This window comes from Streptomyces araujoniae (assembly GCF_050871195.1).
GTDB classification, from domain to species: Bacteria; Actinomycetota; Actinomycetes; order Streptomycetales; family Streptomycetaceae; genus Streptomyces; species Streptomyces bacillaris.
The window spans coordinates 7,549,382-7,569,056 of sequence record NZ_CP194070.1; the positions used below are offsets into that span (position 1 = coordinate 7,549,382).

General features: G+C 75.3%; 15 protein-coding genes. 5 read left to right on the plus strand and 10 right to left on the minus strand.

All coding sequences use genetic code 11. The features are described 5' to 3' along the window. Positions 1–13 precede the first annotated feature (13 nt). The 3 genes from ACQ9ZG_RS31850 to ACQ9ZG_RS31860 are packed head-to-tail and all read left to right on the plus strand — an operon-like array spanning position 14 to position 5,162. The gene (locus ACQ9ZG_RS31850; RefSeq protein ID WP_499281499.1) at positions 14–1,387 is read left to right on the plus strand and encodes a nitroreductase family protein; all 1,374 of its coding nucleotides are present in this window, start codon (positions 14–16) and stop codon (positions 1,385–1,387) included. After that, positions 1,384–3,123, plus strand: coding sequence for an ABC transporter ATP-binding protein/permease (locus ACQ9ZG_RS31855; RefSeq protein ID WP_109914087.1), 1,740 nt, complete (start codon positions 1,384–1,386; stop codon positions 3,121–3,123). The genes ACQ9ZG_RS31850 and ACQ9ZG_RS31855 overlap by 4 nt, the downstream gene beginning before the upstream one ends. Further along, positions 3,120–5,162, plus strand: a complete 2,043-nt coding sequence (locus ACQ9ZG_RS31860; protein WP_499281500.1) for an ABC transporter ATP-binding protein — start codon at positions 3,120–3,122, stop codon at positions 5,160–5,162. The genes ACQ9ZG_RS31855 and ACQ9ZG_RS31860 overlap by 4 nt, the downstream gene beginning before the upstream one ends. Here the strand turns inward: ACQ9ZG_RS31860 and ACQ9ZG_RS31865 are convergent. From ACQ9ZG_RS31865 to ACQ9ZG_RS31875, 3 genes are all read right to left on the minus strand, one after another. Then, a complete protein-coding gene (locus tag ACQ9ZG_RS31865; protein WP_499281501.1) occupies positions 5,053–7,608 on the minus strand; it encodes a SpoIIE family protein phosphatase in 2,556 nt (851 codons plus the stop codon). The genes ACQ9ZG_RS31860 and ACQ9ZG_RS31865 overlap by 110 nt on opposite strands. 262 nt (positions 7,609–7,870) lie before the next feature. After that, positions 7,871–9,130: a glycoside hydrolase family 26 protein gene (locus ACQ9ZG_RS31870; protein WP_499281502.1), complete on the minus strand. Its 1,260-nt coding sequence runs from the start codon at positions 9,128–9,130 to the stop codon at positions 7,871–7,873. Positions 9,131–9,254: 124 nt separating this feature from the next. Continuing rightward, positions 9,255–10,529, minus strand: a complete 1,275-nt coding sequence (locus tag ACQ9ZG_RS31875) for a cytochrome P450 (RefSeq protein ID WP_109917343.1) — start codon at positions 10,527–10,529, stop codon at positions 9,255–9,257. Between the two features lie 213 nt (positions 10,530–10,742). Between ACQ9ZG_RS31875 and ACQ9ZG_RS31880 the strand changes: the two genes are divergently transcribed. Both ACQ9ZG_RS31880 and ACQ9ZG_RS31885 read left to right on the plus strand, forming a co-directional pair. Next, positions 10,743–11,207 carry a tyrosinase family oxidase copper chaperone gene (locus ACQ9ZG_RS31880; protein ID WP_499281503.1) on the plus strand — a complete coding sequence of 155 codons (465 nt, stop codon included), beginning with the start codon at positions 10,743–10,745 and terminating at the stop codon, positions 11,205–11,207. Between the two features lie 91 nt (positions 11,208–11,298). After that, positions 11,299–12,162 carry a tyrosinase family protein gene (locus ACQ9ZG_RS31885; protein ID WP_018487585.1) on the plus strand — a complete coding sequence of 288 codons (864 nt, stop codon included), beginning with the start codon at positions 11,299–11,301 and terminating at the stop codon, positions 12,160–12,162. 68 nt (positions 12,163–12,230) lie between these two features. On the opposite strand, the gene ACQ9ZG_RS31890 is transcribed toward ACQ9ZG_RS31885, so the two are convergent. The 7 genes from ACQ9ZG_RS31890 to ACQ9ZG_RS31920 form a co-directional block, all read right to left on the minus strand. Beyond that, the gene (locus ACQ9ZG_RS31890; protein WP_026237443.1) at positions 12,231–12,512 is read right to left on the minus strand and encodes a chaplin; all 282 of its coding nucleotides are present in this window, start codon (positions 12,510–12,512) and stop codon (positions 12,231–12,233) included. Between the two features lie 139 nt (positions 12,513–12,651). Then, on the minus strand, positions 12,652–13,800 hold the full coding sequence (locus ACQ9ZG_RS31895) for a GNAT family N-acetyltransferase (RefSeq protein WP_028417913.1): 1,149 nt from the start codon (positions 13,798–13,800) through the stop codon (positions 12,652–12,654). Continuing rightward, the gene (locus ACQ9ZG_RS31900) at positions 13,797–14,474 is read right to left on the minus strand and encodes a YveK family protein (RefSeq protein WP_499281504.1); all 678 of its coding nucleotides are present in this window, start codon (positions 14,472–14,474) and stop codon (positions 13,797–13,799) included. The genes ACQ9ZG_RS31895 and ACQ9ZG_RS31900 overlap by 4 nt, the downstream gene beginning before the upstream one ends. Next, positions 14,471–15,607 (minus strand): glycosyltransferase, encoded by a 1,137-nt coding sequence (locus ACQ9ZG_RS31905; RefSeq protein WP_070200285.1) that lies wholly within the window; start codon positions 15,605–15,607, stop codon positions 14,471–14,473. The genes ACQ9ZG_RS31900 and ACQ9ZG_RS31905 overlap by 4 nt, the downstream gene beginning before the upstream one ends. Further along, positions 15,604–16,416, minus strand: a complete 813-nt coding sequence (locus ACQ9ZG_RS31910; RefSeq protein ID WP_028417911.1) for a polysaccharide deacetylase family protein — start codon at positions 16,414–16,416, stop codon at positions 15,604–15,606. Before ACQ9ZG_RS31910 ends, ACQ9ZG_RS31905 begins: the two co-directional genes overlap by 4 nt. After that, positions 16,406–18,286 (minus strand): murein biosynthesis integral membrane protein MurJ, encoded by a 1,881-nt coding sequence (murJ, locus tag ACQ9ZG_RS31915; RefSeq protein WP_499281505.1) that lies wholly within the window; start codon positions 18,284–18,286, stop codon positions 16,406–16,408. Before murJ ends, ACQ9ZG_RS31910 begins: the two co-directional genes overlap by 11 nt. Beyond that, positions 18,283–19,674 (minus strand): O-antigen ligase family protein, encoded by a 1,392-nt coding sequence (locus tag ACQ9ZG_RS31920; protein WP_499281506.1) that lies wholly within the window; start codon positions 19,672–19,674, stop codon positions 18,283–18,285. Before ACQ9ZG_RS31920 ends, murJ begins: the two co-directional genes overlap by 4 nt. Position 19,675: the final 1 nt, after the last annotated feature.

The window sequence follows — 19,675 nt, forward strand, 5'->3', positions numbered from 1 at the left end:
AGGAGCGTGCCCCATGACCCAGGCTCCTCCGGCAGCCTCCGCGCCCCTGCGCCGCGCCCTGGCCGAGGCCAGATCGCCCCGCGTGCCGCGCACGGTTCCGTACGTGCCGGAGCGCGCCCTCCCCTGGGGCGGCCCGGGGCTGCCCCTGGGCGGGCCCGGGGGAGCGGCGGATCTGGACCGCGCCCTGCGCCTGTCGCTCGCCGCCCCCCGGGAGGCGGGCGGCCGTCTGCGCCCCGTCCCGTCGGCGGGCGCGCTCCATCCCGTACGGGCGCACCTGCTCGTCGGATCCGGCTGCTCCCTCCCGCCCGGGCGGTACGCCTACGACCCGCGCACCCACCGCGCCCACCCGCGCGGCCCGGCCCCCGCCGACGCGCCCCCGGGGACCGTGGCCGTCCTCACCGTCGTCGCCTCCCGTACCGTCGCGCACTACGGACACCGCGCCTGGCCACTGCTCCTGCTCGACGCGGGCCACGCGGCGGCCGCCCTGGCGCTCGCCGCCGCACCGGGCGGTGTGCGGGTCTCGCTCGACGCGGACGGTACGGAGCTCGCGGCGGCGGCCGGGCTGCCCCGGGGGGCCGAGTGGGAGGCCTGTCGGCCCGGCGGAGAGCCCGAACTCCCGCTCGTAGCCCTGTGGCTGCCCCCGGCCCAGACGCCCCCGTGCGAACGCGACCCGCTGGCCGCCTGGTCCGCCCACCCCCGGCCCCGGCCCGCCGCCCCGCTGCCGCAACCGGATGCCGGGACCGCACCGACAGGTGAACTCGCTTCTACGCAGAGCCTGTTGGGCCACCTGGCGCGGGCGAGTCGCCCCACCTGGCACCCCGCCCACCGGCCCGCCCCGGTGACCGACGACACCCTCCGTACGCGAAGGAGCGCGGACCCCGCCGACCTGACGCCCCCGCCCGCCCCGGAACTGCTCGCCCAGGTCCTGACGACCGCGCACACCGCCCGGCCGGACGGCCCCGCGTGGGTCGCGGCGGTCGGTGGCGACACCCCGGGACTCCGGACGCCCACCGGCCACCTCGCCTCGGGCGACGCCCGCCCCACCCTCGCCAGCTGGGCGGCGGGCCAGCGCTGGATCGGCACGGCGGGCGCGGTGCTCCTCGCCCACGGCTGCCCCGCCGACGCCCCACCGGCCCTGGTCCGCCGCAGCCACCTGGCCGCCGGGTACGCCGCCGGTGCCGCCCAGGCCCACGCCACCGCCCTCGGGCTCCGTTCCCGCCCCATCGGCTCCTGGCAACAGGCCGACCTGGGCGCCGCACTCGGTGACGCCCCCGGCCAGGACTGGATCATCCACGGCCTGGCCCTGGCCGCACCCCCCGCGCACCCGTACCGGCGCACCCAACGCCCCACCCCACCGACCCCGTCGGGCAAGGAAGAACGCCCATGATGCTCCACCCCGAACTCCTGCGCGCCGCCCGCACCGCGCGCCGTCCCCTCGGCCTGGCCACCGTGCTCCTCGCCGCCGTCACCCTCACCCACCTCGCCCAGGCCGTCCTGCTCGCCGTCGTCCTCTCCCGGATCGCCCACGGCGACACGGCCGCCCTCGCACCGCTGCTCCTCGCCGTGCTCGCCGTCGTCCTCGTCCGTACCGCCCTCGGCCGCGCCCAGCGGCTGACCGCCGTCACGGCGGGAGCCACCGTCCGCATCCGGCTCCGGGACACCCTGCTGGCCCGCCTCGGCGGGCTCGGCCCCACCGCGATCACCGGTGCGCGGGCCGGAGCCGTACGCGCCACGCTCGTGGACGGCGTCGAGGGGGTGGACGCGTACGTCTCCCGCTACCTCCCCCAGGCGCTCGTCACCGCCGCCGTCCCCCCGCTGCTGCTCGTGGCCGTCGCGCTGATCGAGCCGTACGCCGCCCTCGCGCTGGGCCTCGCCCTGGTACTCGCGCTCTTCGGACCGCGCTGGTGGGACCGGCTGCTCGCCCGGCGCGGCAAGGAGCACTGGGACTCCTACGAGGCCCTGGCCGCCGACTACCTGGAAGCTCTCCAGGGCATGGCCACCCTGCGCGCGGCCGGTGCCGTCGGCCGCGTACGGGAGCGGCTGGAGAAGCGGTCGGCGGCGCTGCACCGGGCCACCGTCGCCAAACTCCGGGTCTCGCTCGTCGACACCGGCCTCACCGACCTCGCCGTCCAGGGCGGAACCGCGGCCGCCGTCCTCGTGGCGTGCACCTCGGCGGCCACCGGACGCACCGCCGCCACGGGCACGTATCTCCTGCTGATGCTCGCCTCCGAGTGCTTCCGCCCCGTCCGGGACCTCTCCCGCGAATGGCACGCGGGCTATCTCGGGGTCTCCGCCGCCGACGGGATCGCCGCCCTGCGCACCGCCCCACCCGCCGTCGCGGACCGGGGCACGGTGGAGGCCCGCTGGGACACCGCCCCCGAAATCCGCTTCCTGAACGTCCACTTCACCCACCCGGGCGCTGAGCGCCCCGCCCTGGGCGGCGTCACCTTCACCGCACCCGCCGGGCGCACGACGGCGATCGTCGGACCCTCCGGCGCCGGGAAGTCCACCCTGCTCAGCCTGCTCCTGCGCCAGCGCGACCCGGACCGGGGTCGCGTCACCATCGCCGGAACCGCCACCACCGCGCACAGCCTCGCCTCGCTGCGCCGGGGGATCGCCGTCGTCTCGCAGGAGACGTACCTCTTCCACGCCACCATCGCGGAGAACCTCCGCATCGCCCGCCCCGCCGCCACCGACGCACAACTGCGGGGCGCCGCCCGGTCGGCGGGCATCCACCAGGAGATCACCGCGTTCCCGCAGGGGTACGACACCCTCGTCGGCGAACGCGGCGCCACGCTCTCCGGCGGCCAGCGCCAACGCCTCGCCCTCGCCCGCGCCCTGCTGGCCGACGCGCCGGTCCTGATCCTGGACGAGGCCACCAGCGCGGTGGACGAACGCGGCGAGGCCCGGATCGTACGGGAGCTGGTGGCCGCGAGCCGGGGCCGTACCTGCCTGGTCGTCGCCCACCGGCTCGACGCCGTGCGCCACGCCGACCACATCGTCGTCCTCGACGGCGGCCGGGTCGAGGCGTCCGGCGACCACAGCGGGCTGCTCGCGGCCGGCGGGGTCTACGCCTCCCTCGTCGCGGCCGGCCGCCCCGCCCAGGAGGACCACGCCGCATGACCACCCCCGAAAACACCCCCGCCGCTTCCGGGAAAGCCGCCGCACTCGCGTCGGCCCCCGGTGGCGCTCCCGTAGCCGCCTCCGGCAAGGCCACCGCACCCGGTCCGTCAGCCGCCGCCGCTGCGGAGAAGGCAGCCGTACCCGCGTCGGTCCCCGTGGCCGCCGCCACGCACGCCCCTGCGCCCCAGACCACCCCCGCCCCCACCTCCGGCACCGGTGCCCTCCGCTCCCTCCTCCCCGTCCTCGGTGCCCACCGCGTCACCGTCCTGCGCACCTGCCTGGCCGCCCTCGTCGACCAGGCGGCCCTCGTCGCCCTGGTCACCCTCGCGGCGCACACCGTCGGCACGGCGGTCATCGAGCACCGGGCGCCCTCGGCCGCGACCGTGGGCGTGCTCATCGGGCTCGTCCTGCTCCGAGCCCTCGCCACCTGGCGGGAGATGGACCTCTCGCACGACCTGGCCTACCGGGTCCTGGCCGAGCTGCGCGTCCGGGTCTTCGACGGGCTCGCCCGGTCCGCCCCCGCGCGGATCGCCGGGCGGCGGAGCGGCGACCTCGCCTCGACCGCGCTCGGTGACGTGGAGGCGCTGGAGTTCTTCTACGCCCACGCCATCGCCCAACTCCTCGCCTCGGGACTCGTCTTCGCCGCGGCCGCCACCCTGCTCGGCATCCTCGGGCCCTGGCTGCTGCTCGCCGTCGTGCCCGTCGCCCTGCTGCTCCTCTGGTCGCCCCTGCTGGAAGCCCGGGGCCGGGCCGAGCGCGGTGCGCGGACCCGGGCCGCGCTCGCGGACCTCTCCGCCGAGAGCACGGAGGCCGTCGACGGGCTGCGCGAACTGCTGGCGGCGGGTGCCCTGGACCGTACCCGGGCCCGGCTGCGCTCAGGCGGACGGCGGCTGGCCCGCGCCCAGCGGGCCGAACAGTCCTGGGAGACGGGGGCCGGGGCCGCCCGCGACCTGCTGGTCGTCGCCGCCGTCATCGGGGTGGTCGCGGCAGCCGCCCACGCGGCGGGCGGCGGGCGGCTGGACGGCGCCTGGGCCCCGGCGGCCATGGCCCTCGCCCTCGGCGCGCTCGCCCCGGTGGCCGAATCGGCGGCCGCGCTGGGCCGGGCGGGCAGTCTGCGGGCCGCCGCCGCCCGCGTCCGCGCGGCCGTGAACGCACCCGCGGGCGCCCCCGCTCCCGCCGCGCCGGTGCCCGTTCCGCCGGGGCCGCTGGGGCTGCGGCTGCGCGGCGTACGGTTCGGCTACGGGGCCGCCCCCGTCCTGGACGGGTTCGACCTCACGGTCCGGCCGGGCGAGACGGTGGCCCTAGTCGGAGCCTCGGGCGCGGGCAAGACGAGCTGCGCCCACCTCCTGGCCCGCTACTGGGACCCGCGGGAGGGCACGGTGGAGCTGGTGCCGGGGGACCCCGCCCACCCCGTCGACCTGCGGGAGCTCAGCGAGGAGGACCTGCGGGCAGCCGTCTGCGTGGTCGGACAGGAGGCCCCGCTCTTCCACGGCACCCTCGCCGAGAACCTCCGCCTGGCCGCCCCCGACGCCACCGACCGCGAGCTGGCCGCCGCCGTCCGCACCTGCGGCCTCGCCCCCGTCGTCGACGCGCTGCCCCAGGGCCTGGACACCCCGGTCGGGGAGCGCGGCGCCACCCTCTCCGGCGGCCAGCGGGCCCGGGTCGCCCTGGCCAGGGGGCTGCTCGGCCGCCCCCGCGTGCTGGTCCTGGACGAGACGACGGCCCACCTCGACCACCGGGGCGACGCCGAACTGGCCCGGGCGCTCGCGGCGGATCTCCAGGGCCGTACCCGTACGACGCTGGTCATCGCCCACCGGCCCGCCACCGTCCGCCGGGCCGACCGCATCGCCGTGCTGGAGGGCGGACGCATCGTCGAGGAGGGCACCTGGTCCGAGCTGGCCGGGCCCGGCACCACGTTCAGCAGGCTGTTCAGCCGGACGGCGGGGGAGACTCCGGACCGGGCGGCGGGGGAGATCCTGGAGAAGCCCCGGCCGGAGGGACCGGCAGCGGCGACGGCAGACTCTGCTCCGCCCAGATGATCTTCCCCCGTTGGGTGTAGCGGGTGCCCCAGCGGCGGGCGAGCTGCGCGACGAGGAAGAGACCGCGTCCGCCCTCGTCCGTCGTCCGGGCGTGCCGCAGTCGCGGGGTGGTGCTGCTCGCGTCGGAGACCTCGCACGTCAGCACGGACTGGAGCAGCAGCCGCAGCCGTACGGGACCCGAGGCGTACCGGATCGCGTTGGTCACCAGCTCGCTGACGATCAGCTCGGTCGTCATCGTCAGCTCGTCCAGCCCCCAGGTCTCCAGCTGCCGCGCCACCTTGCCCCGGATCGTGCCGACGGCGGCCGGGTCCAGCGGCACGTCCCACGAGGCCAGCCGGTCGGCGGGGAGCGCGTGGGTGCGGGCGAGGAGCAGGGCGATGTCGTCCGGCTGCGGAACGGGCAACAGCTCCTTGACGACCGCGGCGCACAGCTCGTCCAGCGGCAGCCCCTCCCGGGAGATCGCCCGCCCCAGCCGCACCTTGCCCTGCTCGGTGTCCTTGTCGGTGCCCTCGATGAGGCCGTCGGTGTAGAGGCCGAGCAGGCTCCCCTCGGGCAGCTCGATCTCCAGGGCCTCGAAGGGGAGCCCGCCGAGGCCCAGCGGCGGACCGGAGGGGAGGTCGGGGAAGCTCACCCGGCCCTGCGGGGTGACGACCACCGGCGGCGGATGCCCGGCCCGCGCCATCGTGCAGCAGCGGCTCGCCGGATCGTAGACGGCGTAGAGGCATGTGGCGCCCAGCACCGTCGTCCCGCCCCGGTCCGCCTCCCCGGCCGCCGGCTCCTCCTCGCTCAGCCGCATCACGAGGTCGTCCAGCCGGGCCAGGAGTTCGTCGGGGGCGAGGTCCATGTCGGCCAGGGTCTGGACGGCGGTCCGCAGCCGGCCCATCGTCGCCGCCGCGCTGATCCCGTGCCCCACCACGTCACCGATGACGAGACCGACCCGGGCCCCGGAGAGCGGGATCACGTCGAACCAGTCGCCGCCGACCCCGTCCTTCGCGTCCGCCGGGAGGTAGGAGGAGGCCACGTCCAGCGCCGTGCCGCCGCGCAGGGTGTGCGGCAGCAGACTCTCCTGGAGCACCAGCGCGGCGGTGTGCTCCCGGGTGTAGCGGCGGGCGTTGTCCACACAGACCGCCGCCCGCGCCACCAGTTCCCGGGCGGGCGCCACATCGTCCTCGTCGAACGGCACCGGGTTCTGCGACCGCATGAACGTGGTCAGCCCGAGGACGGTGTCCCGCGCCCGCATCGGTACGGAGATGAGCGAGTGCAGCCCGAACTCACGGATCCGGGCGGCGCGGACCGGCTGCTCCACGGCCCACCGGTGGCTGTCCGCATCGAGCTGCGGCAGGAGGTACGGGTCACCGTCGAGGAGGAAGTGCGCGTCGTGCGGCGGCGGGACGAAGTCGACGCTCTCGCCGATCCGTACGACCGCCTCCGGACATCCCTCGCGGATGGAACTCATCCCCATCCGGCGCATCGACGGACCGCCGTCCGGCAGCTCCGGCCCGTGCGGCGGCCCGCCCGGCAGCTCCCGGCCGAGCGGGGTCTCCAGCAGGTCGACGAAGACGAAGTCCGCGAACCGGGGCACCGCGAAATCGGCCAGCTCCTGGGCGGTGCGCTGGACGTCCAGGGTGGAGCCGATGCTGGCCCCCGCCTCGTTCACCAGGGCCAGCAGTCTGCGCGCGTTCCACCGGTCGGTCACGTCCTGGACCATGTAACCGATGCCGATCCCGTTCTCCCGGGCGTCCACCAGCGGGAAGAACGAGCTGGAATAGGCCCGGCGCCGGTTCGGGTCGGACCAGCTCCACCCCAGGTACTCGTAGTCCGTGACGGGCACCCCGGTCGCCAGGACCTGCCGCATCAGCCGCTCGATGGGCGCCGCGAGCAGTCCGGGCAGCACATCGGCGGGCCGGCGCCCCAGGCGCTGCTCCCGGGGGACCCCGCCGAACCGCTCCAGGGTGTCGTTGAGCCAGATGTAGCGCAGCTCCGGATCCATCACCGCCATGCCGACCGGCGACCGGGTGAGGAAGCCCTCCAGCACCGACCCCTCCACCGTCCACTGCGGGGTGCGCTCCCGCCCCGAGAGCAGAAAGCCCTCGCGCCCGGCGACGAGGAAGGAGGCGGAGACCCGTACGTCGACCTCGACCCGCCTCTCGTCCCGGGCGCACAGCGTCAGCAGCCCGCTCCACCCCGACCCGCCACGGGCCCGGGCGGCGACCGCAGCCGTGCGCCGGGGATCGGGGTCACCGGCCAGCAGCAGCGCGGCGGAGCGGCCGATGATCTCGGCCGCCGCGTACCCGAGGAGCGCCTCCGCGCCACGGGTCCAGCCGATGACCGTGCCGTCCCCGGCGACCACGGCCACCGCGTCGTCGCTCAGCCGCACGGGGCCCCGCGGATCCGCGGAGGGCAGCGGGCCGGGCCCCGCCGGGGGGCCCTCGTCGGCGGATGCCATGCACCTCACCACCATCTGTAGGTTTCCATGGTCGCGCGTCCGTCCCGAGTGCGCACCGGGCCGCCTGCCGACCGGGCCCCGCACGGGGCCCTTTTCGCCCGTTCGGCGGCGTGACGCGGCAGGGCGCCGCCCCGTTGGGGGAGTGACAAGCGGTTGCTCTGTCCCCCTGCCCCCGCGCTGGACCGTGTGGGTGGACGGCTCCGGCCCCCGAGAGGAGGCCGGAGCCGTTTTCATGGGCGCGGAGGGTATCTCCTGGGCACGGTCAGAATCGGAAGCAGAACTTCCGGTCCTTGAGCCACTGGCTCAGCCAGTCCCCGAACGGCACCGTGACGCACCATTCGCGGTCCGCCGGCGGCTCGGGACCCACGGGCGTCGGCGGAGCCGTCGGCGTGGGCGGCACGGTCGGCGGGGCGGGCGGCGTCGGGTCGACCGGGGGCACCGTCGGCGTCGGAGACGGGGCCGTCGGCGTGGGCGTGGGCGTGGGAGTCGGGGCAGGCCGCACCGGCGCGGCCATCTCCGCCAGCTTCGTCCGGTACACCTGGGTGGAGCGGGGGTTGCTCCGGCACTGCCACACCCCGTGCGGGCAGTAGTCGGTGATCGTCTGGTAGACCGGCTGGTGCCGGTCGATCCAGTCGAGCATGCGCCGCATGTACTCCGGGTTGTCGCCGTTGCGGAAGAGCCCCCACTCCGGGAAGGAGATCGGCTTGCCGCGCTCGGCCGCGAAGTCCACGTGCTTCTGGAGCCCGTACGGATCGTTGACCTGGTCGTCGAAGGTCCGGCCCGGCGGCTGGTCGTAGGAGTCCATGCCGATGATGTCGACCACGTCGTCACCGGGATAGCAGTCGGTCCAGGGCACCGCGTCCAGGCCCCGGCTGGGCGTGAAGTCGAAACGGAACTCCTGCCCGGGCACCTCCCGCATCGCCGCCACGATCCGCTGCCAGTACCTCTTCCAGGAGGCGGGATCGGGGCCGCAGCGGTGGGTGTAGGTGGTGCCGTTCATCTCCCAGCCGAGCACGATCACCGTGTCCGGCACCCCCAGCGAGACCAGCCGCTCCGCCAGCCTGGTGAAGTGCTGGTCGAAGTCGCCGGCCGCCCCGGCCCGGAGCAGCCGGCGGACCCGGGCGTCCGGGACGCGCTGTTCGTTCCGCTCCAGCATGGGGACGTTGAGGACGAACATCCGGTCCTCGTCCGCCTTGCGCCACTCGGCCCAGGACTCCAGGAACTCGGGGGCGCCCTCGATGTTCACCCACAGGTCGCCCGGCAGGTAGGTGTGGCCCACCCGCAGCTCGGCGCCGCCGAGCCAGCGGGACAGCTCGTCCATCCTGCGCACTCCGGCGGGCCCGTAGTCCAGATAGGCGCCGTGGGCCGTGGTGCCGGGTCCCCGGCTGCCCTGCGGCCCCGGGGAGGCGCTGTCCACGGAGTCGGTGCCCGGTGGCAGCCGGCCCGCGATGCCGCCCCCTGCCAGCAGACTGAGAACGGCCGCGGCGATGCATGTGCTGATGAGTCGGCGCTTGGCCGGCATGACTCCTCCTGGCTGAAAGGAAATTCCGGCCGGTGCGGCCCGGTGCGACGAGAGTTTCACCATCCTGCCTGACGTGCGAACAGAATGGTCCATTTATCGCATTTCGCGGCCGTTAAAGGTCCGATCAGGTGACCGTCGGGCCCATGGAGAGCGGCAGGGAACCGACCCGGTTGTCGAAATTCGAATCCACCAGTCCCGGTTCGCCCGTCCGTCGGATGACGGTCCGTCGGGTGAGCAGTTCCCGGAACAGCGCCGTCATTTCGAGCCGGGCCAGATGGGCGCCGAGGCAGTGGTGCGGGCCCCCGCCCCCGTAACCGAGGTGCGGATTCGGCGACCGGGTGATGTCGAAGAGATCCGGACGGGTGAAAACGGCTTCATCGCGATTGGCGGAGGCGTAGAGCAGTGCGACTTTCTCCCCGGGAAGAAAGGTCCGGCCGCCCAGCTCGAATTCCGAGACGACGGTCCTGCGGAACTGGATGATGGGCGTCGAATGGCGGACGATTTCCTCCACCGCACCGCCGATGTACCGGCCGAAGTCCGACCGCAGCAGCTCCCGCTGCTCCGGGTGCCGGTCCAGCAGCGACACCCCGTGCGCGATCGCGTTGCGGGTGGTCTCGACCCCGGCCACCAGCAGCAGCGAGAAGAAGGCACCCAGCTCCCGCGAGGAGAGCCCCTCGCCGTCGACGTCCGCACGCACCAGCGCCGAGACCAGGTCGTCCTGCGGGCGGCGGCGGCGCTCCCGGGCCAGCCGCGCCATGACCAGCTGCATCATCGCGAGCGACGCGGTCCCCCGGCCGGGGATCCGCAGGCGGCCCCGGCGCTCGACGCCCACCTGCTCCGAGGCGTGGTCGATCTGCGCGGCGATCCGCGGCCGGTGCTCCGCCGGGATGCCCATCAGGTCGCAGATCACCTCCAGCGGCAGCCGCGAGGCCGCCGACGGCATGAAATCGGTTGGCCGCTCGGCGATCATCTCGTCCACCAGACGCCCGGCGAGACGGCCGATGTTCTCCTCGGTGGCGGCCAGCAGCCGGGGCGTGAAGCGCCGCGAGATGATCCGGCGCAGCGCCGCGTGCTCGGCCCCGTCCATGTTCACCATCGAGTTCCCGAACAGCGCCTTCGCCCACCCGGCCGGCTCCGGGGTGGTGGCGCCGGGGGCGCTCGCGAAGACCTTGGGGGTGCGGCTCGCGGTCAGCACGTCCGCGTGGCGCACCAGGGCGTAGAACGGCTTGCCGGAGGTACGGGCGGTGCCCGGCCGGGGCGTGAACAGGACGGGCGCCTCCCGCTCCCGCAGCCGGGCGAAGGCGGCCAGCCGTTCCGGGCGCGGCAGCCGCCAGAAAGCCGGGTCGGCGAGATCGCGGTGTGCCGCGCGGTCGTCGGACACCTGATCGGTCACGGTCATCCCATCCACCTCCACGAGTTCGCCAGGCCATCGTCGGCTCCGGCGCGCGGGGCCGACCGCGCGACGCGTGCCTCCGGCGCGGATGGCCGTGCACGGTCACGCGTTTGACGGAACGCGGACGACGCAGCGCCCGAGAGAACCGATTCGCCGCTCCCTCGTTGCCACCATCGCGAGCAACAGCACCTCGGACGAGCCAACGAGAGGCAGCCATCCATGAGTCGAACCACCGATGCGGGCGACGCACCGCGCGGCCCGTCCCGCCGGATCCTCCTGCGGACCGGCTTCACCGCCGTCGCGGCCGCGGGCACCGCCGCCGTCCTCGTCCCGCTCCACGGCCACCGGCAGGACACCGCGCCCGCACAGGACCCCGGCCGCACCACCGCGGGGGCCGCCGGGACCGAGGAGTTCGCCGAGATGTACCGGGGCCGGGAGATCCGCGGCGGCGTGAGCGCCCTGGTGCCGGCCGCCGGACCGGGCGGCGGGACGCACCACGCCGAGCCGGTGGCCGAGATCCGCATCGACGGCCGCCCGCTGCACGTCATGCGCCGCGCGGACGGCACCTACCTCAGCGACGTCACGCACTACGAGTCCTTCCCCACGCTCCGCGAGACGGCCCGCGCCGCCGTGGACGAGCTGGGCACCGCCCGCCTCGCGCTGCCCGCCTCGCACCACCGGTGAGCGGCACACCGCACGCAGGCACCGCGCCCCCCGGGCGCGCCGGACGGCAAGTGAACGTCGCACCGCATGTGAACCAGGAGGACCAGAACCGGTGTACACCCGCAAGAACCAGCGCGACCTCACGCGGACCGAGAAGCGCCGCCTCGTCGACGCGATCCTGAAGATCAAGCGCTCGGGCCGCTACGACGACTTCGTCGTCATGCACCGCGAGTACTACGTCATGGACACCGAGAACCGGTCGCGCCCCGCCCATATGACGCCCTCGTTCTTCCCCTGGCACCGCCGCTACCTGCTGGAGTTCGAACGGGCCCTCCAGGCCGTCGACCCCGGGGTGAGCGTGCCCTACTGGGACTGGACCCAGGACCGCTCGACCACCTCGTCGCTCTGGGCGGAGGACTTCCTCGGCGGCAACGGCCGGGCCGGCGACCGCCGCGTCATGACCGGCCCGTTCGCCTACGACGCGGGCAACTGGAAGGTGGGCACAGGGATCACCGACCAGAACTGGCTGACCCGCAACTTCGGCCGGCCCGGCCGCGACCCGGTCTCCCTGCCCACCGCCGACGACGTGGCACAGGCCCTGAAGGACCCGGTCTACGACACCGGGCCCTGGAACAGCGTCAGCACCGAGGGGTTCCGCAACCGGATCGAGGGCTGGGGCATCCACCGGGTGCGCCCGGTCGCCAACCACAACCGGGTCCACCAGTGGGTCGGCGGCCCGATGGCCGGGGCCGCCTCTCCCGAGGACCCGGTCTTCTGGCTCCACCACTCCTTCATCGACCTGCTCTGGGACCGCTGGCGGAAGGCGCACCCCAAGTCCGCCTATGTGCCGGGCCGCAAGCCCGACGCGCCGGGCCGGGAGCGCCGCCACGTCTTCGGGCTGGACGATCCGATGCCCCCCTGGAACGTGACCCCGCGCGCGCTCCTCGACCACGGCAAGGTCTACCGCTACGCCTGAGCGCGCACAGCGCAACGGCCGGCTCCCTCCTCCCGGAGGGGCCGGCCGTTGCGCTGTGGAGCGGGGGATCAGCGGCCGTAGCCGTAGTCACCGTTGTCGTCGTGGCCCTCGGAGGCGTTGACGCAGGTGTTGCCGAACGCCGGGTTGAGCACGCCGACCAGGTTGACGGTGTTGCCGCAGACGTTGACCGGGATGTGGACCGGGAGCTGCAGGATGTTGCCCGAGGCGACACCGGGGGAGCCGATGGCCGCGGCCTGCGCGCCCGAGTCGGCGACGGCCAGGCCGGCGCCGCCGGCGACCAGGGCACCGGTGCCCGCCATCACAGCGGCAACCTTCGTCATACGCGACATGAGAACTCCTTGTGAGAAAGGGGGGTTGATGCGGAGCACGAGGCCCGCACGCTCTGACAACGCGGGAGCCGCCGGACGGTAACGGATCATCACCCGGGCGGAATCACCCGCGCCGTCCCGCGGCCTGTCGCCGCCCGCCTCACCGCCCGATGACCGGAAGCGTGGTAAGGCGCTCGTGCCAGTCCCGGGCCGCCGGGAAGCGCGCCTTCACGGTCTCCACCGCCCGCTCCCTTACCGCCACCTGCGACTCCCGCAGCCGCAGCAGCGGCTCCAGCCCCGGCCGGGCCAGCAGCAGCCGCTGGTTCACCACCGTCACCGGCTGCCAGTGGTTCTTGTACTGCTCCGCGCCGCGCAGCAGGCTCAGCACCTCCCGGCCGGTGTCCGACGCCTGCTGGGACACCTCGCGCAGCAGCATGGTCGACACATCGACCTTCCGCTCCCGCAGCGCCGGGTCCGCCCCGTACAGATAGCCGCCCGCCAGCCGCGCGGACTGGAGCGACAGATTGGCGGCCACGACCTCGCCCCCGATACGGAACTCGGTGACGGCGGCCGAACCGTCCCCCACCATCCGGCCCACCGACCGGACCAGATGGTCGGAGAACCGGGCCCGCAGATGCTCCGGGTTGACCCCCCGGTCGCGCCACTGGAGCTCGTGGAGGCGCAGCAGCGTGCCGACGGCCGCCGGCACCCCGTCCTGCGGGATCCTGCGGGCCTCCACCCCCAGCGCCTCGATCCGGCGCAGCTTGGCCCGCAGCCGCTGGCCGCGAGAGCCGGTCAGCCGCGCCACCAGGTCGCCGAGCGGACGAGCGGGCAGCTCCATGCACGTCGAGTCCGTGAGCCTGCTCCGGGCCCCCGTCCACCGGCCGAACAGCAGTTGCGCCGACGCGTCCGGGCGGACCTCCCGCAGATCGACCACACTGTGCCGGGCCGCCCGGTCCAGACCGCGCTGGAGCGCCCCGACCGCGTAACCGGCCTCCTCCTCGTCCACCAGGATGTCGAAGAAGTCGGAGATCGCCCCGCCCATCGGCACCAGCAGCGGCATCGGGCGGTGCACCAGCATCAGCGGGGCGGCCCCGATCAGCCGCCCCGACCGGCGCACCAGCAGGACCCGCAGCCGCCCCTCCTGGCCGTAGGAGATCCACCACGAGTGGAGCCAGGCATGGCTCTGGAACGGGGTGGCGGTGGCGCAGCGCCGGTGCAGCGCGTCCCACTCCCCGGCGAGCGCGCCGAACTCCCGGAAGTCCCGGCAGAGCGTCACCGAGAGACGGCCCGCACGGCCGGCCGTCATCGCACCAGCTCCCGTTCCTCGGCGGGGGCGTGGCCCTCGGCTGCGGCGGGCGCGGGCACCGGGGCGGAGACGGCCCGCTCGGTGCGCTGGGGCCGCACCAGCAGCACGAGCCCGCCGAGCAGGCCGCCCGCGGCCGCCCCCACGGCGGTGCCCAGCGGCACCGACGGCGAGACCGGCTGGTCCGGCTTCATGGCGTGGGTGAACTTGATCAGCTTCACCCCGGTGTCCTTGGAGACATGGCCGCTGCTCACGATGACCGCCTCGATCACCGCGTTGGCGATGTCGGCCGCCTTGCCCGGCCTGTCCGACGTGCCCGTCACCGCGATCATCGGCGAGTCGGGGGACGTCTCGGAGCGCACCTGCGAGCGGAGTGCCCGCACCGGCTCCCCGGCCGCGCCCTGCGCGTAGGAGAGCGTCGCGTCGCTGGTGACGAGACGCCCGTAGGACTGCGCGAAGCCGAGCGCGGCCGCCGGGTTCGTCTCGTCCTCCGCGACCGCCATGGCGTAGCTGGTGGACTCGTACTGGGGGCTCGCCAGCAGCCCGTACGAGAGCCCGGACACGGTGCCCAGCAGCACACAGGCGGGCAGGGGCCACCACTGGGGCAGCCGGGTCAGGGCGGTGCGCAGCCGACGGCTCGTGACGGAGGGTCGCTGCTTCTCGGGGGAGTCGGTCATGAAAGGGCTCTCCGGTTCGGTGGGGCGGTGTCGAGGGCGTACGCGTACACATCCATCAGGCGCTCGCTGCTGCGCCGGATGTCGTAGTGACCGACGGCCCGGGGCGGCGGTCGGCGGTCGGGACAGGCCTGTATCCGCCGCCGCAGCACGGCGGTCAGCTCGTCGGGGCTCCCGGCGATCCGGGTGGCCCCCGGGGCGTGGGCGGCCGACAGGTCGTCGATGGCCGGGCAGGCGTCGTGCAGCACGGGCAGCCCGGCGGCGAGCGCCTCCACGGCGGCCAGCCCGAACGACTCCTCACGGGAGGTCGACACGAACGTGTCCACGGCGCTCAGCAGCGCGGGCACCCCGGGAACCGGACCGCCCCCCTCCGTCCCGCACTCCCCGAGCAGCCGGATGCGGTCGGCGGCCCCGAGGCGGGCCGCGAGCGCGCGGAGCGCCGGTGCCTCCGGCCCGTCCCCGGCCAGCAGCAGCCACACGTCCGGCAGCGCGGCGACCGCCCGTACGGCCACGTCGAAGCGCTTGCCCGGAACCAGCCGGCCCACCCCGCCGACCACGAACGCGCCCTCGGGGATCCCCAGCGCCGCCCGCACGGCGAGCCGCCGGTCCGGGTCGAAGCGGAACCGGTCCGCGTCGATCCCGTTGGGCACCAGCCGGATCCGCTCGGCGGGCACCCCCCAGTCCCGCAGCCGCCCGGCCACGGTGGAGGAGACGGCGACCGTGGCCGCGCCCAGCCGCTCGGTGGAGAGGTACAGGGCGCGGATGCCCCGGGTCAGCGGGCGGCCCTCGATCTCGGCGCGCCCCAGGGAGTGTTCGGTCGCCACGGCCGCCCGCACCCCCGCCAGGCGCGCCGCGATCCTCCCGTACACACAGGCCCGGTAGAGATGGGTGTGGACCAGGTCGTAGCGGCCGTCGCGGATCAGCCGGGTGAGCCGGCCGACCGCCGACAGGTCCCGGTTGCCGCGCATCCCCAGGTGGACGACGCGTACGCCGTCGGCCCGCAGGCCGTCCGCCACCGGGCCCGGGTTGGTGAGCGTCACCACGTCGCACTCCACCGGAAGATGGCGCAGCAGCAGCCGCAACTGCTGCTCGGCGCCGCCCACTCCGAGCCCGGTGATGATGTGCAGCGCTCTCACCGGGTGCCTCCCGCCCGCACCGGGGAGGCGGTCCGGGACCGGGAGCCGGGTACCGCGCCGTGCCGCAGCCCGTGGCGCAGGTCCTTGGCCCAGAGCCGGACGCCCCGGTCGGCCTGGCTGATGTGGGTACGGGGGAGGGCGAACCGGCTGACCAGCGGACCCGGGGCCAGCGCGCAGCCGTACCCGTACCCGGCGGCGCCGACGGCCTCCATCACCCGCCGGTCGAGCGTCCCGTACGGATAGCAGAAGCCCTCCGGCGGCCGGCCGGTCAGATCACCGATCAGCTCCCGGCTGCGGACCGTCTCGTGGCGCAGCTCCTCGTCCGTGAGCGCGGTGAGGTCCCGGTGGAGCAGACCGTGCGAGCCGACCTCCATCCCGGTCCGGGCGAGGTCCCGGACGCCGTCGTGGGTCAGCAGCGGCTTGCGCGGCCCCAGCGGGTCCCACTCGTTCACGCCCCCGGGCCGCCCCGGCAGGACGAAGACGGTCGCGGTGCAGCCGTGGCCGCGCAGCACCGGCAGGGCCTCGTGGAGGAAGTCCGCGTACCCGTCGTCGAAGGTCAGCCCCACCAGCCCGCGCCGCCCCTCCGCGTGGGCCCGCATCAGCTCCGCCACCCCCACCCCGCGCAGCCCCCGGCTCCGCAGCCACGCCAGCTGCTCGGCGAGCCGGTGGGGGGAGACGGTGATGCCGTACGGGTCGTCGTCGGTGTCGGTCACCGAGTGGTACGTGAGGATCCACGGCTGACGGCGGGTGTGCGGGCGGAGCCGGGACGAGGGAGCGTCGGCGCAGGGCGCCGAGGGGTCAGCGGCCATCAGTGAACCTCCGTCGGATGAGTGCCAGCAGGGAGACGACCTCGGGCGAGCGCAGGGCCAGCCCGGTCAGGAAGAAGACGGCGGGGACGAGGACGCACCCGGCGGCCAGGCTCAGCACGGGGTCGGGCAGCACCGGGGCGGCGGCCCATCCCGCCGCCCCGGCCACCAGGGCGGCGCCCGCGAGGCGGCCGAGCGACACGGCGACCGCCCGCGCCCGGATCGGGACCACCCGGGTGCCGAGCCCCATCAGCAGGAGCAGAGCGGTGGTGCTGATCCCGAGGGCGTTGGCGGTGGCGATGCCGTCCACGCCGAAGCGGTACGTGAGCGCGTAGCCCGCGCCCATCGTGACCAGGAGCCCGGTGCCCATGGCGAACGCCGGGAACCAGGTGGGCCGGGTCGACGAGAAGAACGGGCGGCTCAGCGCGCCGACGAGACAGTGGCCGAGCAGCCCCGCCGCGTAGACCCGCATCACCTGGGCGGTGGCCTCGGTGTCGGCGGCGTCGAACGCGCCGCGCTGGAAGAGGACGTCGATGATCTGGGGTGCGTAGCCGAGCACCACCGCCGTGCCGAGCAGCACCACCATGCCCGCCAGCGCGAGATCCCGCTCGACCCGCCGCCGCGCCTTCTCCCGCTGCCCGTCGGCCATCGCCCGCGCGACGACCGGGAAGGTCACCGTGCAGATCATCAGCGAGAGCACCATCGGCATCTGCGCGACCTTCTGCGCGTAGTTCAGATGCGAGATCGCGCCCGCCGGGAGGGTGGAGGCGAGGAACCGCTCGACCAGTACCTGAGACTGGCGGCTCACCACGAACACCACGATCGGCGCGAGGACCGTCATGCCCAGGAGCGGCGCGGTCCGCGCGGCCCGCCGCCCGCGCCGCACCGGGCGCCGGAGGCGGGGCCGGGCCAGGGGCAGCAGCCGCAGGAAGGTGGGGAGCTGGGTGAGGATCATCAGCAGACTGCCGACGGCGACACCGGCCGCCGCGGCCCGGACGCCCCACACGGAGTGCAGCGCCAGCGTCATGCCGATGATGCCGACGTTGTACGCGACGTAGACCCCGGCGGGCGGCAGGAAGCTGCGGTGGGCGCGCAGGGCGGCGCTGAAGTAGCCGGTGATGCCGAAGGTGAGAACGGTGACGGCGGTCAGCCGGGTGCAGTCCACCGCGAGCCCGGGATCGGCGAGCCCGGGCGCGAGGACGCCGACCACCCAGGGGGCGCCCGCCATCAGCAGGGCGGCCCCGGCCGTGAGCAGGAGACAGAGCCGGGGCAGGGTGACCGCCACGAGTTCCCGTACGGGGTCGGGTCCGGGCCCCTCGGCGGATGCGGCCTTCCCGTCGCCGGGCTCCCCGGTGCCCCCGGCGGACCCGGTGTCGGGCTGCCCGGGTTCCCGGCCGGCGGCGCGGCGGGTGAGGGCGAGGCTGAAGGCCGGGACGAGGAGCAGCGCCATCCCGTCCTCGATGAGGAGCGTGGCCGCCATCTCCGGCACGGTCCAGGCGATCAGGAACGCGTCGCTTGCGTCGCTCGCGCCGAAGTACCGGGCGATCGCCTGGTCCCGTACCAGCCCGAGCGCGGCCCCGAGCACGGTGAGCACCGCCGTGGCCGCCGCCGCCCGGGCGAGGAACGCGCCGAGACCCGGTGCCTCGCCGCCGTCGGCGGGGTCCGGAGCGGGGCCGGTGGCCGTGGTCCCGCGTGCGCCGGGGCTGGAGCCTGGGGGCTGGCCGGGGGCCGGGAGCAGCGGAGGGGCGGGCTCGGCGTGGGCGCGGGCCTCCGACGGGGGCAGGGCCCCTGTCTGCGGGAGGGCCTCGGTGGGCGGGAGGGCCTCGGCCTGGGGGAGAGCCTCCGCCCCCGTCCCCGTACCGGTCTCGCTCACGCGGTGCCCGCCTTCCCCGGCGCGGCGGGTGTGCCCGCCTTCCCCGGCTCGGCCAGCGCCCACCAGGCGGCGAGCCCGAGGACGACGCCGGCCAGCACGGTGGTGGGCCCGCCGATGTCGGAGTACAGGAAGTTGACGCACTGCCAGGTCATCAGGGCGACCGCCACCAGACCGCAGTCCACGGCCGCGCCACCGCGCGACCGGGCGTGCCGCAGTCTCCGCACGGCGCCGACCAGGATCGCCGCCCAGCTCCCCACCACCGCCGTCAGACCGATCAGGCCCTGCTCGCCGAGGACCAGCAGATACATGTTGTGTGGCGAGAGCAGCGCCTGCCGCCGGAACTCCTGGCCCGCGCCCGCCGTGTCGCTGCCGGACGAGAGACCCACCGAGGCATGGGCGTCCCGGTGCGCCGGGAACCCCTTGAGGCCGACGCCGGTCGCGGGGTGCTCCCGCCACATGGAGCCCGCCGCGCTCCACATGGCGTACCGGTCGCTCACCGAACGGTCCGGCGCCCGGGTCACCTGGGTCACGGACGCGGCCCGCTCGGTGATCAGCTGCGAGCCGATGCCGAACCCGCCGACCAGCACGACCGCCGAGGCGCCGACCACCGCCAGCGACGTCAGCGCCTGCCGGCGGCCGGCCAGGGCCAGCGCCACGAGCAGTGCCGCCGCCGTGGCGAGCCACACGCCCCGGCTGAAGGAGAGCGTGAGCGGCACGATCAGCGCGACGGCGACCACCGCCGCGCAGGGCCGCAGCCAGGCGGGAGCGGTGCGCGGGGTGCGCAGGGCGCACGCGGCGGCGGCCAGCAGCCCGTACGCGACGACCGTGGCCATCCCCATGATGTCGCTGGGCCCGAAGGTGCCGACCGCCCGGATCTCCTCGCCCATGTACGAGGCGCCGGTCCCGGTGACGTACTGCTCGACCCCCACCACGCCCTGCACGAGCGCCAGGACCACCAGCGCAGCGGTGACGATCCGGAATCCGTGGGCGTCCTTGAGGAGCAGGCAGACGGCGGCCGGGACCAGGACGAAGACCTGGAGGTAGCGGACCAGGCCCGGCAGGGCCGCGGCCGGATCGGCGGCCGTCACCGCCGCCACCGCGAAGCCCACGGCGGGCAGCCCCAGCACCAGGGCGGCGGCCCCGCTCAGCGGTCGCCGCCGCAGGTACAGCAGCCGCCCCGCACAGACCAGCACCGCGATGCCGGAGGCGATGTCGGCCGGTCCGACCGACGCGCCGCCGCCGACGCCCAGGCCGTACGGCAGGGCGGGCAGCAGGACGGTCGCGATCAGCGGGAGCAGCGGCCAGTGCCGGAGCCACCCGGCGGCGGGGGGCCGCGAGACCGTACGGGGAGGGGCGCCGGGCACCGGGGCGGTGAGCGTGGCGGTCATG

Excerpts from the sequence above, each read along its gene's own strand:
- ACQ9ZG_RS31850 (WP_499281499.1), top strand. The coding sequence starts at position 14 with ATGACCCAGGCTCCTCCGGCAGCCTCCGCGCCCCTGCGCCGCGCCCTG.
- ACQ9ZG_RS31855 (WP_109914087.1), top strand. The coding sequence starts at position 1,384 with ATGATGCTCCACCCCGAACTCCTGCGCGCCGCCCGCACCGCGCGCCGT.
- ACQ9ZG_RS31860 (WP_499281500.1), top strand. The coding sequence starts at position 3,120 with ATGACCACCCCCGAAAACACCCCCGCCGCTTCCGGGAAAGCCGCCGCA.
- ACQ9ZG_RS31865 (WP_499281501.1), bottom strand. The coding sequence starts at position 7,608 with ATGGCATCCGCCGACGAGGGCCCCCCGGCGGGGCCCGGCCCGCTGCCC.
- ACQ9ZG_RS31870 (WP_499281502.1), bottom strand. The coding sequence starts at position 9,130 with ATGCCGGCCAAGCGCCGACTCATCAGCACATGCATCGCCGCGGCCGTT.
- ACQ9ZG_RS31875 (WP_109917343.1), bottom strand. The coding sequence starts at position 10,529 with ATGACCGTGACCGATCAGGTGTCCGACGACCGCGCGGCACACCGCGAT.
- ACQ9ZG_RS31880 (WP_499281503.1), top strand. The coding sequence starts at position 10,743 with ATGAGTCGAACCACCGATGCGGGCGACGCACCGCGCGGCCCGTCCCGC.
- ACQ9ZG_RS31890 (WP_026237443.1), bottom strand. The coding sequence starts at position 12,512 with ATGTCGCGTATGACGAAGGTTGCCGCTGTGATGGCGGGCACCGGTGCC.
- ACQ9ZG_RS31895 (WP_028417913.1), bottom strand. The coding sequence starts at position 13,800 with ATGACGGCCGGCCGTGCGGGCCGTCTCTCGGTGACGCTCTGCCGGGAC.
- ACQ9ZG_RS31900 (WP_499281504.1), bottom strand. The coding sequence starts at position 14,474 with ATGACCGACTCCCCCGAGAAGCAGCGACCCTCCGTCACGAGCCGTCGG.
- ACQ9ZG_RS31910 (WP_028417911.1), bottom strand. The coding sequence starts at position 16,416 with ATGGCCGCTGACCCCTCGGCGCCCTGCGCCGACGCTCCCTCGTCCCGG.
- ACQ9ZG_RS31920 (WP_499281506.1), bottom strand. The coding sequence starts at position 19,674 with ATGACCGCCACGCTCACCGCCCCGGTGCCCGGCGCCCCTCCCCGTACG.